Annotated in this window: 13 protein-coding genes; 6 read left to right on the top strand and 7 right to left on the bottom strand. The window is 51.7% G+C overall.

The window, feature by feature from the left end; genetic code table 11:
* The first annotated feature begins 585 nt into the window (after positions 1-585).
* A complete protein-coding gene (locus tag SA339_04050; protein MDW5562377.1) occupies positions 586-1,782 on the top strand; it encodes a polysaccharide pyruvyl transferase family protein in 1,197 nt (398 codons plus the stop codon).
* Between the two features lie 114 nt (positions 1,783-1,896).
* On the opposite strand, the gene SA339_04055 is transcribed toward SA339_04050, so the two are convergent.
* Positions 1,897-3,165 (bottom strand): oligosaccharide flippase family protein, encoded by a 1,269-nt coding sequence (locus SA339_04055; protein MDW5562378.1) that lies wholly within the window; start codon positions 3,163-3,165, stop codon positions 1,897-1,899.
* A 383-nt stretch (positions 3,166-3,548) separates the two neighbouring features.
* Between SA339_04055 and SA339_04060 the strand changes: the two genes are divergently transcribed.
* From SA339_04060 to SA339_04070, 3 genes are all read left to right on the top strand, one after another.
* Positions 3,549-4,268, top strand: a complete 720-nt coding sequence (locus SA339_04060; GenBank protein ID MDW5562379.1) for an ABC transporter ATP-binding protein — start codon at positions 3,549-3,551, stop codon at positions 4,266-4,268.
* Positions 4,235-5,479, top strand: a complete 1,245-nt coding sequence (locus tag SA339_04065; protein ID MDW5562380.1) for an FtsX-like permease family protein — start codon at positions 4,235-4,237, stop codon at positions 5,477-5,479. The genes SA339_04060 and SA339_04065 overlap by 34 nt, the downstream gene beginning before the upstream one ends.
* 202 nt (positions 5,480-5,681) lie before the next feature.
* The gene (locus SA339_04070; protein MDW5562381.1) at positions 5,682-5,915 is read left to right on the top strand and encodes a hypothetical protein; all 234 of its coding nucleotides are present in this window, start codon (positions 5,682-5,684) and stop codon (positions 5,913-5,915) included.
* Between the two features lie 299 nt (positions 5,916-6,214).
* Here the strand turns inward: SA339_04070 and SA339_04075 are convergent, their stop codons facing one another.
* From SA339_04075 to SA339_04090, 4 genes are all read right to left on the bottom strand, one after another.
* Complete coding sequence (locus SA339_04075) at positions 6,215-6,631, bottom strand: hypothetical protein (GenBank protein ID MDW5562382.1); 417 nt, start codon at positions 6,629-6,631, stop codon at positions 6,215-6,217.
* 249 nt (positions 6,632-6,880) lie between these two features.
* On the bottom strand, positions 6,881-7,783 hold the full coding sequence (locus SA339_04080) for a hypothetical protein (protein ID MDW5562383.1): 903 nt from the start codon (positions 7,781-7,783) through the stop codon (positions 6,881-6,883).
* Between the two features lie 147 nt (positions 7,784-7,930).
* Entirely contained in the window at positions 7,931-8,572 is a 642-nt protein-coding gene (locus SA339_04085) for a BBE domain-containing protein (protein ID MDW5562384.1), read from the bottom strand.
* A 36-nt stretch (positions 8,573-8,608) separates the two neighbouring features.
* Entirely contained in the window at positions 8,609-9,394 is a 786-nt protein-coding gene (locus tag SA339_04090) for an FAD-binding oxidoreductase (GenBank protein ID MDW5562385.1), read from the bottom strand.
* 242 nt (positions 9,395-9,636) lie between these two features.
* Here SA339_04090 and SA339_04095 point away from each other — a divergent pair, with 242 nt between their 5' ends.
* Positions 9,637-11,496 carry a glycosyltransferase family 2 protein gene (locus SA339_04095; protein ID MDW5562386.1) on the top strand — a complete coding sequence of 620 codons (1,860 nt, stop codon included), beginning with the start codon at positions 9,637-9,639 and terminating at the stop codon, positions 11,494-11,496.
* Between the two features lie 84 nt (positions 11,497-11,580).
* On the opposite strand, the gene SA339_04100 is transcribed toward SA339_04095, so the two are convergent.
* Together SA339_04100 and SA339_04105 are read right to left on the bottom strand one after the other, a co-directional pair.
* Positions 11,581-12,630 carry a glycosyl hydrolase gene (locus tag SA339_04100; GenBank protein MDW5562387.1) on the bottom strand — a complete coding sequence of 350 codons (1,050 nt, stop codon included), beginning with the start codon at positions 12,628-12,630 and terminating at the stop codon, positions 11,581-11,583.
* A gap of 100 nt (positions 12,631-12,730) precedes the next feature.
* Positions 12,731-13,864, bottom strand: coding sequence for an acyltransferase (locus SA339_04105; protein MDW5562388.1), 1,134 nt, complete (start codon positions 13,862-13,864; stop codon positions 12,731-12,733).
* Between the two features lie 166 nt (positions 13,865-14,030).
* On the opposite strand from SA339_04105, the gene SA339_04110 reads away from it, so the two are divergent.
* Complete coding sequence (locus SA339_04110) at positions 14,031-14,453, top strand: hypothetical protein (protein MDW5562389.1); 423 nt, start codon at positions 14,031-14,033, stop codon at positions 14,451-14,453.

Genomic DNA, 14,453 nt, shown 5'->3' on the forward strand with positions numbered 1-14,453 from the left:
CCGAAACCGGCAATGGAAGAAGGTAAATCATAGTCTGAAAGCAATGCAAGACGAGTCACAATGCACGCTGCGATTGAAGTCGATTCGTTTGTGGTGCTCTCACTCATTAACGAGCTCGAAAATGCTCGAGAACCAGATCTCCGTTAATGTTCGGGACAGGCTGCCGAGCAACGTATCGCCAAAGTGTTTGTTGGCTGATCGACAAATTGCATCGAAGCATACCTGGCTACGGCCAGGCAGCGCGGTGCTGTGCCGGCATAAGGCATCACGAAGAATGCTCGCCAATATTTGTCAGATCAGAAACAAACTATCAGAAGATGGTCTCGTTTTAGCAGCACTGGGCGAACCGAGTGCGGCTCAGTACAGTAAACAAAACAACGCGGAGACAGTGTTCTTAATAATCGGTAATCGGTTCACCATCGAATCTCATGTCTTTCTACGTCGGCTAGAATACGAAATATATTCGAAAATCGCCGCTCTTTTATTTAAATACTAACTAGATAGCCGTTTAGTTCAGTAGATTAGTGTGACGCCGAGGTCTGGGATGATAAAGTCCATCTATTAGCTGGTGGATTCTGCCCCCCTATGAATCACGAAAGGAGGATTCAAATTGTTATCTCTGGGTGGTATGGTCACCAAAATATAGGTGACGAGGCCATTCTATCCTCCATATTATTGAAATTATCTGTTAAAATACCATCCGCAAAATTTATAGTTCTTTCAGACAACCCAAAAAATACTTCTGAAATACACAACGTTATTGCTGTCAATAATTTATTCCCAGACGACTATTCAGATTTTGCATTGACTTTTTTTAGAGGTGATTTTTTAAAGACAATAAATGTCCTGAGCAATGCTGATCTATTTTTAATCGGTGGAGGTGGAATGCTTAGTGATTGGCAATCTTGGCGCGTCATTCTTCGCTGGCTCGCACCCTTAATATTTGTCCGGGCAAGGGGTGGGAAGACGGCAGTTTATGCTATTGGCGCGGGACCATTGACAACTTTCATTGGTCGGCACCTTACTCGTTTTTTCCTAAACCACTTTGTTGATGTTATTACCGTAAGGGACGAAGATTCAAAAAAATGGTTGCTAAAGTGCGGTGTAAAAAAAACAATTACAGTTACTGCTGACCCGGCAATCAATCTCCCCGAACAATACCCAGCATTCGAAAATTTATATTCAAATATAAAAAAGGGATCGAAAGTTGAAAGGGTTGGGTTGATATTCACTCCCCTTTTCCACCGAGAAGAACTCTGGCCAAACAAACAACCTGAATGGGATCGGTTGCGAGAATCATATGTCGGTATTGTTGATGGAATATTGGATCGTGGACTGGCGCCAATACTTATCCCTTATTTTTATCCAGATGAGGCACTATTGGCAGAATGGATTCAAAGAAAGATATTTGAAAAGCGTGGGATTGAAATAAAAATTGAAGTTGTTAAGAATCCACACGATGCGTTAAAATTGTTAAAGACGATGGATGTCGTTATTAGTGTTAGACTGCACGGCCAGATAATGTCGGCATCACTAGGTGTACCTGTTATCGGGCTAATTTATCACTCGAAGAGTAGAGAGTTTCTAAGGCGTATAGGTTTATTGAATTATTCCCCAAGGAATGATATGGAAATAGAGAATATCAACAAGTTACAAGTTCTTGAAAAGTTAGATTTAATAATCAATGAATATCCGTTAGTGCAGGACTCACTCATCAAAGCCATGAACGAATTAAAGAAACAAGAGGCTATTACTTACTCAACATTAGAGACATTATTATGATTGTATCTTAATTAGCATAGCCGCAATCGTTTATAGCTTCAATCTCGTTGATGATATTTTATATAAACACACTTCAAACTCAATAGGAAGACAACGAACACTATTGCTTTGATTCTAGACTAAGCCCCTCATCATTAAAGGAAGAATGATAATAATCTCAATACCATTCGCAAGGATAGATGCGTATCCAATTCCATTTAGGCCATACATCTGCATTAGGAGGTAGCATAGTCCTAAAGTAAATATACAATTCAAAGCTCCCAGTTCTATCAACCTTTTAATGTTTTTCTGGATTTTTAAGATAGTATAATATGCGCCATATGGAATGTTAAATAAATTAGCAATAAGCAATAACTTCAATAACTCAAAACCACCTGTTGCATAGCTCTTCCCTAGTAAGCTAAGTAGAAAACCCCCTCCCAAATATACCCCAATTGTTAACGGTATTAATAATCCAGTTGAAGCTAATAGACTTTTAAATACAGATTCCTTCAGCCTTTCACCATGGCTTCCTTCGACAAACAACGAAGTGTTACAGGCACTGATGATGATAGATGCGATCATGGCGAATGAAGATGCGATATAGTAGTTGGCCGATGCCACTGCACCTAGGAGGTTTAAAACTAATAATGGGAGGATCATTAGGGGAAAGGAGTTTAAGTTACCAAAGACGTAGATTCCAATAGAAAACCCAAATGATTCTTTTACAAATGCATAATCAATTTTTTTAATCCTTATCCCCAATTCATATAATAGGTATATTGCCACAAGCGAGGCAATTGCATAGGATAAGGCCCAAGATAACAATATTCCTGCGACACCTAGAGATATAAACACGACTAATAAGATTAATCTAGAGCTCATAATGATTGTTTGAATAAAAGTATATCTGGCCTTTCGCATTGCAATAAATGCATTGCTCATAATCCCTGAGCTACATTGGAGTATTACAAAAATTAAGAAAATTATTGTGCCGCTTTGATCAATAATCGTTAAGGATGGAGACAAATACCGGGCAAATTCGATAGTAAAGAGCCCCATCAGTGCTGATAGTGTAGAAGTTATAAGCAAAGTTGTTGTGACTATTTTTGATTTATCCCAGTCAGGGAAATATCTTATTAGGGATTGATCAAGGCCAATTAACGATATGCTTACAATAAGACCTATTAGGGAAATTATTGCTGTAGCCACTCCAACTGTTTCTTCAGGATAATACCTAGCTGCGATTATCCAATAGATAAGGCCAATTGTAGACCCCATCATAGAAGAGAGAATAATGTAAGTAGTGTTAGAATAGAATGGGTTGCTATAGGACCTTTTTATTTCACTCAGAGATATTGAATCTGTATATTTTTTTACATTTTTTAAAGGTCTAGGAAGCATCCAGCCTCTACAACAATATTCGATACTTAAAAAAACTCTCCTTTTTTATAGTCTATATTGCGACAAGGATGCCCGATCTAGCCTTTTTTTTATGTATAATTTAAAATACGATACCCATTTATCATGTTGATGTTGGGGGCTGATTAGCCTCATTTTTTATTAAACATATATGATTATTAAATAGTGTTTACATTGTAATCTTTATGTATTTTTATATAAAAAATATGACCCTCCTTTGATAATAGTATAAGACGTGATATATATTGAATTGTAAATGCTTTAATTTAGTGACCGATTGCACTAATCCTTCTAGGTCTTTCTGGAGACAACCCCAGGACATTGGTGGCACTGTAGGCCATTATAGTGTCGTGTCCTCGGTAAGGATGGAGAAGGTACGTAAAATTTACCAATCAGGCAAGGTTCGAGTGGAAGCATTGGCCGGAATAGACCTTGAAATCCGCCCAGGCGAATACATAACGATCACTGGCCCCTCGGGTTGTGGCAAGTCCACCCTCTTAGCTATCCTCGGCGCGTTGGACCGCCCGACGGAGGGCAAGGTTTTCATAGGAGACATCGATCTCACCACTCTGGATTCTTCGGGCCTCTCAGAGGTCCGCAGCCGGATTGGCTTCGTCTTCCAAGCTTTCAACTTATTTCCTAATCTCAACGTACAGGAGAATGTAGAACTCGGCATGAGTATTTCCAAAGTCCCACGTTCGATCAGGAAGGCGAAGGCCGAATATGTGCTCGAACGAGTAGGACTGCAGGACCGGCTGGACCACCAACCGAGTGAGTTATCTGGGGGGGAGCAACAACGAGTGGCCATAGCTAGAGCGCTGGCCCGTGATCCTACATATCTCTTAATGGATGAGCCAACGGGAAATCTAGATTCCAAAAACGTGAACGAAGTGCTGAGACTAATCAAGCAACTCAACCGTCAGGGAACGACCATTATAATGGTGACACATGACCCAGCTGTCGCCCACCACGCTGATAAAATTATTTCGATCAAAGATGGCAGAATCGACCCCCCCAAAAGCAAGGTAAAAGCCGACTACAAGGTAGCACTATGTTCGCGAGGGACATCACCAGCTACGCCTTAGGGTCGATGAAGCGCCGCAAGCTGCGCACCGCCCTCACTTCATTAGGTGTGACCATGGCCATCGCTGTTATCATAGCCTTGCTATCGATAACCCAGGGTTTGGAGAGCACGGTGGAGAACGAGCTGGTGCACGGTCTCGGCACATCCAACCTTACCCTGGTGGCCAAGGATGGAGGTACGCTTTCGATCAATGATACCACAGCCATCGAAGGCATAAGTGGAGTCTCTATTGCAGCTCCAGTGATTCAGCGTACTGGAACCATCACGAATAACGGTACCACCGTGGGAGTCAACATCGTCGGCATCGATATGGACAAGTATCGTCAGGTGTACAGCGATTCCTTCGTAGCGAAGGATGGGTCTATACCTTCAAACCCCTCCAACGATACTATCATCCTAGGCGCACGGGCCAACGATCCCTGGCTGAATGGCACCATATCGTTCCCTTTGGGCTCGACGGCCGAGATCGTCAGGCAGAGGACGAGCGCCCAGGACAATAAGGATCTTTCGTACAACGGCACTGTAAAGGCCGTAATGAACTCTCTGGGGCCGATCATCGTGGGGGCTATGAGCGATTCGTCCGTCTATATCCCCATTGCTCAGGCCCAATCCTTATTTAAAACGGACCAGTGCAGCCTCATCATCGTCAAGCTCGCCGACGACAGCCAAGGGACCAAGATGGCGGTGTCGGCGATAATCAACGACACCTTTGACGGCAAGGTCTCAGTGATCTCCTCCGGATTCGTCGACAACGTGGTCACGCGGGTATTTTCCACGCTCGATATGTTCGTCTTCGGTGTGGCCGGCATTACCCTGTTCATCGCCGGCATATGTATCATGAACACCATGACCATCTCCCTGACCGAGAGGACGAGGGAGATCGGCATGCTCAAGTCTCTAGGCTTGAAAGACCGAGAAGTCCTGAGCATATTCTTGTGCGAGGCCAGTCTCATCGGCCTGATCGGAAGCATCATCGGCGTGGCTGTGGGTTACGGCTTGGCGAGCGTGGCCACATCTATCATCAACAACGACAACGTCATCTCCTGGTCGAGCCTTGGCATCTATGGCAACATTGTCATAGTGCCCGAGTTCAGCCTCATCATTGCCATTATGGCCGTGGCTTTCGGGGCGATAGTAGGCATCATCTTTGCCACATATCCGGCGTGGCGGGCTTCAAAGCTCAGTCCGATGGAGTCTCTCCGACACGAGTGATTACATATGCTTCGAAGGCCAATCAATGAAATAGAACAGCTCCCGCCAACGATCTTCGGGGGGTGCTTATTCTAATGATTAGGCGACCCTAGCCCGAAGGGAAGGATCCACGGGGAGGTGGCAGAGAATTACCGTTTACTATTTATATTTCTTCATCTAATAATTCAATTTCGTAACTATGTCTCGCTTGATCAGAGCCTCAATGTTAGCAACCTGCCTCTACAGCTTCCTGCTCTGGGCTTACGTCGTCTTTCGCATCGTCATCAACCGCGTCCCGGTACGAGATGATTTCATCAGAGGGATACCTATTTCCTTCTGGGTCCTGGGATTGATCGCGTTCGTCGTCAGCTTCGTCACCATGGTTCTCTATCTCAACTTCTGGGGATTTTCCGGCAAGAACAATGCGAGGAGTACAAGTAAGGAAGGAACTGCATAGGCACAGGCGTTGAAGAGGTGTGTCCAAGCTATACGTGGGGCCGGTAAGAATTCTCGGCGCCACCATATAGGCTCGCTAAGAGAGGATGCAGCGCCCATCTGTCTGCATTCCTCTCTCGTCACGCCCGCTCAATGCCCAACAATTCCCTATTGCTTCCCCCAGAGGCTAAGGGGGGCTCATCTTTTCTAGAGTCTGATTGGTGTAGTACTTCCCCTTGTCATTATTGAAGACGCCCACAGGTATTCTCTACCATCACTAAGAGCCCGAGGGCTGATCGTTAAAACGTTTTAGGAACAATGTCAGACGATCCTCGTCCCAGCATGGGGTCCGGGCCTCTGGTCCCATATCTCCTCGGGGATAAGGATCCAGATCCCTAACAGCTTCATCCCAAACCGCTCCATGCGCTCCATGATGCCCTGGGCCTTCAGCACCTCGACCATATCATCGACCTTGGGTCCAGAGGTCAGATAATCGCCGACCTTGACCATGATCTCGTACGAAGCCGACTCCAGGGTCACCAGCACTGAGACAAGCTCATCCTCTCTCTTCATGTTCTCCAGGTTCTGTTGCGTCCGCTTCATCAGGATATGAGCGAAGACCAGCTCATCCGGTGAAGATGATATCAGGCTGCCCATGTAGATGGTGTGAATCTTTCCGTCAGGGAACTTGGTAGCAATGGTCTTTGAGGCCTTGGGGTCGTTGACAACCCGCTTCACTTCCTCGGGCAAACTTACCATCGGTCATCACCATAACAATCAATGAATCAGCCACATCTTCTATCTTTGGAATGGGCATGTAAACTATCCTGGCCGTGCCATATCTGAACGGTCTCGACGGTGTCGTTCCGGCACGCCGATCAGAGCGAACGTTTACCCTAGGATGTCGCCTAAGGTTGTCAGTTACCCATCAGCAAACGAGGAGCTAAATGCTGCTCGTTTCCTCACATGGTGGGGCGATGGTTGAGTTCACAGTCCTACCGCCGCTCCCCCCGCGATCAGCGCCACCCCGGCCGTCACCAGGGCGGCGACGTGCTGCCGCCGGAAGATGCCGTTGATCTCTTGGTCAAGGGCTGCGTTAGCGCTCCTCATGTTCTTCACCACGTTGTCAGCTCCCGTGCTCACTGAGGAAAAGATCAGCTTGACGCTGTCCGTTACGCTCTTGACGTCCCTCATCGAGTCGTTGATGCCGTCGGTTATCAGCGTGTTCACCTCGTCCCTCATCTTCGTTATCTGTGGGCCGTACCCCTTGACCTTGGTCGACAGCTGTCCCAGATACACTTCGGCATCGATGATCTTCCTGTCGGCGTCCTCCAGATCGTGCTTAGCGTCGGTGCAGTTCTTGCCTATCGAGGTGCAAGTCGCCCCGATGTCGTAGAACGGCTTGGCCAGGGGCTTCAGCGGCTCTCCCGGAAGCGGAATGTTGATCCCGTCGCCGATGATCTTGAAAAAGCCCCCGGCATCGGATAGCGGGGTCGCTGTATCTCGAAGCACCGTCTCCATCTTCGCCGTCGTCCCCCGGATATCCTTGGCTAGGAATCGCTTTCCCTGGGCGATGTCGTCGCCCACCTCGACGCAGATATCGCTGGCGAAGTCCATGACGCTCAACCCCCGGTCCAGGATGCCCTCCGTTCCGCTCGTCCCCAGGACCTTGACCACGATGCTTTTCTCCAGCGTCGTGTAGTACTGGTCGACCGAGCTTGTAGCCTGAACGATTGCGCCCTTCACGTTATTGGTTATCCCGTCCTCGATGGACTTGAAGCCCAGATCGATCGCGTTCGTCAGCTCCTTCATCTTGCCTTGGATCTTCTGTATGGAATACGCCACGGCAAGCAGCGTCACGCCTAGCAAAACCAGAGGATAGCCGTCCACGGCCGGCCGAAATAGTGAACGCGGATAATGGTTAGGACTTCAGTGTCAGTGGTACAGAGCAAGCCTCCTGTGTTAGAGCTCAGATGCGAATGTAAAACATCATCGGGGCTCGTGCCGTAACTCGCTTTTTCCGAGATCCGACGGTTCTCATTTCGACCGCGAAGCGGTGACCGTCCGGATCGAGGGACGGACATCGAGGTGCCCGCGGAACAGGTTCTCCGGGTCGTACCTCGCTTTGATGTCTCTCAGTCGATCGATATTGCTTCCGAATGCACGCTCTACCGTCCCCTCCTCCTCGGCAAAGCCGGCGAAGTTTAAGTACACTCGAGCTTCCGCGCCCCTGCGCACGGCGTCGAAGGCATCACGAGCCCATCGTATGTTCGTATCATCATCCTCAGGTTCCGTCCAAGTCGCTTCCATTGAGATGAGGAAGCGCTGGTCGCGGTTGTCGAAGGCCGCTTCCTCCGCCCGTACGCGAGTGTAGGCGCCTCCCAGGTAGTAGATCGAGATCGTGCTGAGCTCCGACGGTCGCTGCTCCGTCGCGGTTCTCAGAACATCAACGATGTCCGAGCTCAACTCGTTGATGTAGATCGATTTCCAGTAGTTTCGCGTCCTAGACGTGCCGTCGCTCCCCATGGCGCCCTTGAGGTCCTGCATTTCGAGGTAGTCGAGCGGCCTCGACATGTCGGCGAGCGGACGGCCCAAGTGCTTCAGCGGGGCGATCGTCTGCTCGCCCAGCTCCATCGGGCCGGAGTAGCAGGCGTTGATCATTACCGTTGGTTTGTTCATAACCTCCAAAGGCAGCGAGGGCACGGGCGGGGTGGTCTACAGGAGCACGTTCGCGGTCAGCTCTTCCGGCGCCTCGCTCATGTACCGATCGAGCGCCAGCAACACCTCGCCCATGTCATCTAATGAATACAGAACCAGGCCGGCCCAGACCCGAGGGCCGACCCGATGAAGCTTGAGCTCGAGGCTGGTGACGACGCCGAAGTTGCCGCCCCCGCCTCTCAGCGCCCACAGGAGGTCGGAATTCTCATCCTCGCCGGCATGGCGCAGCACACCGTCGGCGGTGACGATCTCGGCACCGACCAGGTTGTCGGCCGAAGTGCCGAAGCGCCGCAGCAGCCAGCCCAGGCCCCCGTGGAGCGTCAGGCCCGCCACTCCCGTCTGTGGAACTATCCCCAGCGGCGTGGCGAGAGCGAAGCGTTGCGTCCCTCCATCAACGTCGCCGAGCGTGGCCCCGCCCTGCACGCTGGCGATCATGCGCTCCTCGTCAACGACCACCTCGTGCATTCTAGATAGATCAATGACCAGTCCGCCATCGCTGACCGCGTTGCCGGCCACGTTGTGTCCCCCGCCCCGGACCGAGGTCTTGAGGTTGTGTTTCGCCGCCATCTGCACGCAGGCGATCACATCGTCGGCATCGGCACAGCGAACGATGACCGCCGGCTGACGGTCGATCATGGCATTCCACACCTGCCTCGCTTCCTCGTACCCAGGATCATTGGCGAAGATGACCTCTCCCCGGATGCGACGGACAAGATCGTCTAACGAGGAGGCGTCGATCACGATGTCTTTGCCGTCGGCGTCCTTGATGGTCAGCCCCTGCATGTTGAATCATTTTCAGCCGTGGCTCTAAATAGCTATTCCTGGGCACCATCACAGCCGCTGACTAGGGGCCTTGTCGGATAACCTAACCTAGTGAGATAATCGCGATGGAGGCGCGGCTCGAGATCGCCCCCTCAACAGCATCGATCACATCCCAAAATGGGCTAGCCAGTCATTTCCAGAATTGAAGAAGGTTTAAATTGAAACAACCCTCCTTGTAACGTCAAGGTCGGAGCCTGTTCGTAATGTTGGCCCAATTGTACCTATTCGCCTACATCCTATTCACACTTGGGTCGTTGCTCATGATCTTCGACCTCGCCCAGTACGCCTGGTACACTCATTTCGTCATACCTCGAAAAGCGAACGGCCGCATCGTCCTCGATGAGCGCGATCGGGAGAGGAGCAAGAACATCACGCTCCTGGTACCGGCGTACAAGGAGACCGAGGTCATCGAAGAGACGATCGAGTCCATCGCCAACCTGAACTACTATCCCGGCAAGTTCCACGCACTGTTCATACTGGACGAGAAGGAGGAACTGGAAAAGGAGAGGGACTCGGCTATCGTCCTGCCGACCGCCCTGAGCATCCTCGACGGACGGTACTCAGAGCAACAGCTGCTTCAGCTCCTACGAAGCGTGCGTCCCGACCTCAAAGGGCTGAAGGAAAAATACTATCGGAAGTGGGTCGACCACTACCGGCACAAGGCCGAGATCCTGGCCATCGCCACTCTGGACAAGTTCAACAACCCCCGGAACAACGAGGCGCTGATACCGATCGCCTTCGCCCAGCTGAGGGGGCAAGAAATCAATGACGAGGAGATAGGAAACGATCCCAGGGGGAGCATCGTCGAAGGACAGGAGCTGATCGCCAAGGAGCAGGGGGGTCGGGAGAAGCGAGAGCGCTACCTGTCCGAGCTCTACGAAAAGCACCCAGCCTTCGAGACCACCATCGGCATCGTCACCAGGCTGAAGGGACGATACGAGGAAATGGGCAAGGATGTCGTCGCTATCACGGTCGTACCGCCGAACTATGATGGTAGCTACCGTCACCCGCAGATGCGGCCCGAGGCTGTCCAATCCTCGAAAGGCCGCGCGTTGAACTGGGGGCTGAACGAAGTGGAGAAGTTATTCCCTGAGACGGACATCATCGGGATCTATGATTCCGACGCGCGGCCTCATGAAGACGTTCTGGCTTACATCAACCAGGAGATGCTGAAGAGCGGTTCGAAGTACGTCTTCTACCAGGGACCGATCTACCTGGTCAGGAACTTTCACAATGTCCCCTGGGTCTGCAAGCAATCCGGCCTGCAGGGCACCTGCTGGCATCGAATCCTATACCCTATCTACATATTCAAGCACCAGAACGATGTGATCCATTTCTCCGGCACGAACTACTTCTACACCATCGATGCCATCCGGCAGACCGACGGCTATCCACCGTTCCATCCCACCGAGGATCTGGGACTCGCTTACGACGTGTACACGCTCCGCCTGGAGGGCAAGCTGCCGGAGCTGAGGATCGTTCCTCATCCCTACGAGGAGCTGGAGCAGACCACCCAGGGCTGGGGGGCATGGTTCAAGCAGCAGTACCGGTGGGCCTCCGGGGGACCATACCAACTGAGGAAGTTATTGCAGAACAACAAGGTGCCCCGGAGGGAGAAGGCACGAATGGTCACGAGGCTGATGTCGCCCTTCCCCCTGTCTGTCTACGCGCTGTTCCTGGGCATGACTGGTCTGGCTCTGACGGCCATATCGATTCTCGGTCTGGCCATCTATCCGGAGCTAGCACCCGAGATGGTGGAGGCCATGAAGTATATCATGCTGATGGGGTTCAGCATCTTCCTGGCAACACCGGTGGCCATCTATCTGTGGTCGATCGACAGGAACTACATGAGAGCAAAGGGACCAGATCAGCTAGTGCTGAACGTGCTCGCCATACTGGTGACCACTATCCCGTACTTCATCATCGCCACCGTGCCTGTCATTCAGGCCTGGACCAATCCGTTGCGGGGCTGGGGATCGAAGACCCCCCGGACAGAAGAACGGAGCGGTCTGGTCGAGGAGGAGTACCTGCAAGCCTCCCGCAGGATGTCCAAGAAGCCTTGAACCATCTTTCCTCTTTAATAGGGCAGCCAAGGCGATCAACGTTCGTCCATTATGGAATCTCATCGCCCTTCGGCCGTTCCCTCGCTAGCCAATGTATCGCGGGTCCGATATCCGCTGCGCGTAGGTGGCGGTGGTGCTCGGTTGACCTGCTGGATCGAATTTGAAGTCTTGGTAGTACCAGTAGTTGACCAGCTTGATCTGGGGCATCGAGTTCACCGCCCTGAAGAACTTATCGACGAAGATGGCGCGGTCGGCGTCGCTGTAGTTCTGATTGATCCAGTTGGCTCCCCACTCGGCGATGGCGATGGGCTTCCGGCTGCTGTAGTCGTTGTAGACTCCGCGGATCATCGAGGCGGGGTCCGAGCGCGGTTCATACTGGTATAGGTCGATGCCGACCCAGTCGACGTACTCGTCCCCGGGATAGTATTCCGAGTAATGGTGAGATCCGAAGTCGGCGAAGTTGGGGCTCCAAACGAAGATGGCGTTGGTGACGTTCTGCTCCCGGAATACCGTGACGTAGTGCCGCCAGGCGTCGATGAAATTGGACGGGTTCTCTCCGAAGATGAAGGTGCCGCTCTGAGGCTGCCCCACATAGGTCTGCCCCTGGTAGATGTTGAACTCGGCCCCGAAACGGATGAAGACCGGGTACCCGAAGTCCTTCACCTTCATGGCCTGCTCGATGATGAAATCATCCTGGTCCCCGCTGGCGATCTTCTTCACCGTGTAGTTGTCATGGGCAGAGTCGGCCCTGACCGACGGCCATATGTTTATTCCGATGGCCTTGATCTTTCCCTGTTCCAGCAGAGGCTCGTAGCTATCCAGCTGCCAGAACGCTTCTTTCGATTCCCACAGATCGCCCCAGACGTCGAAGTACACCGACTGATTCTTTCCCACCATACTGGAAAAATCGTCGATCTTGTTCCCGACATCCTGGCCGATGTCCTTGCTGCTCGCGTTGTGCATCAGGCCGACCGAGAGATAGCAGGTGCCGTTAGCAGGGGGCGAGAGCTGAATGGCGAAGTTGTTCTTGTGGTGCACGGGATTGTTGCCGTTCGGCGGGATGTAGATGAGCACTGCCAGTATCACCACCAGAGCGACTATGATGGAAGAGGTGCGCCAGTATTCCCTGATCATCGACATTGTATGCTGAACGTTGAGTTCAGCTTCTAATAAAGGCATCACCCGATCAAGGGGCGCGCATATTACTGGCCTGCCTCTGCGGTAAGGAATGATCTCATTTCGTCGTTGGTCTTAGTGCTCTCACCTCCACCCTGGCCCTCGCGATTACATAGCGCATCGCTCCCTCGATATTGGGCGGGAGCAGCAGAGCCAGCGGGATGCCGATGACCACGACCATCAATGGTACGAGCCTGGCATCGATAGCCAAGGCGATGATCGCCACCGACTCCAGCACGAGCAAATGGAAGAGATAGATGGGATAGGAGCACCGCCCCAATTTCAGAAGCATGGGAGGCGCCCCAATACCGGCCTTTCTCAGGCCGTTGATGAGCAGCATCGAAAGGCTGATGCCGGCCGCGCCCAGCGAGAGGGTGGCGATGAACATCCGCGTCTCACCTAAGAGTTGAGCATCGGTTTGTCCAGCAACGACGAACAGCGCATCTAGGCGGTACCATACCAGCGCCATGAGGACTATCGAGCATAGAAAGATCGCCGCGAGTCTGTGGGACTTGAAGGCGAGGATGTCAGCCCCTTTTCCCACGATGATGCCGGCGACGAAGAACCAGTAGAAGCTGAGTATCCGGGGGTCGAAGGTCTTGGTACCGAAGGCAGCAGTAGCCAGAGCGATGAAGAATGCTATGCCGGAAAGGAACAGCGACCAGGTGGACGAACTCCCCAATCGGTCGGCGAGCAGCAGGATGAAGGGGAAGAGCAGGTAGTACAGCATAATCGTTCCCACGAACCAGAAGATGCCGATGTTCTCGTTGACGAAGACGTTCTTGAACAGGGCTTCGAAGCCGGTGATGCAGATGAGCAGCTGCGACGGGTTGGAGATCGTCACCTGGATGAAGGAGTCGTGGCTTGAAAAGAGAGCCGATTGGGCGATGAGCGTGATGACGAGGGCAAACCAGTACAGGGGATAGATCCTCATCACCCTTTTCCATAAGTATGCGGTGACCCCCTCCTCCGATGACTGCCGCCTCAGCATGAGGACATACCCGGAGAGGAAGAAGAACAAGCCCAGGGCGGCGTCCCCGATCATCATCTCCATCAAGGGGATGACGCTGCTGGTGAGGTACTGAGGGAGAACGTTCCGCAGGTGGCAGACGACGATGGCTATGATCGCTATCGCCCGCAGGAGATCCAGCTCGACGATCCTTTCATCCTTCACCGTGGCCTCGTGCCTCATACAATGAAAACGATTCGCGTTCTTCGTATTAATAAAGAAAATCCAGTCACTTCGTCCAGGACAGTGGATCGGGCAGGGCCAGCTTTATCATTCAGACAAATTAATATCATTCATAATATTGATATACCTGCGGTTCTCCTGATTATTGCCGAGAGGACGGCAATTGATGAACGCAGCGGTTCAGGAGATCGAGGTCCCCAGCCTGTATGAGTATCTGAGAGCGGTGAGGGAGGCCGACCACCCCTACATGCACGCGGCGGCATTGCTCGCCGAGTACCGGCCGATCTATCCCGATGATCCGGAGTGGTGCGGGGCGATCGATCAGAACTACGACAAGGTGGCCTCTTTCTTCGATAGGGGTCTGAAGGTCATCGGCATCGTCCAGGATGGCGAGTGCGTCGCGTTCTGCGGTTATAGGATGGTTGCCAGGCCGCTGATCATCATCTGCGGGCAGGAGGTCGACCTGCCGTACGAGATGTTCCTGGCGGTCGATGACGGGATGGAGATCAGCCCGAACCTGATCTACTCGGCCCAGATGTTCGTGGCTTCCTGCGAGGACCTGAAGATCGTGGAGATGGCTCCCTACTGA

The organism is Methanomassiliicoccus sp., assembly GCA_033485155.1.
GTDB lineage: Archaea > Thermoplasmatota > Thermoplasmata > Methanomassiliicoccales > Methanomassiliicoccaceae > UBA6.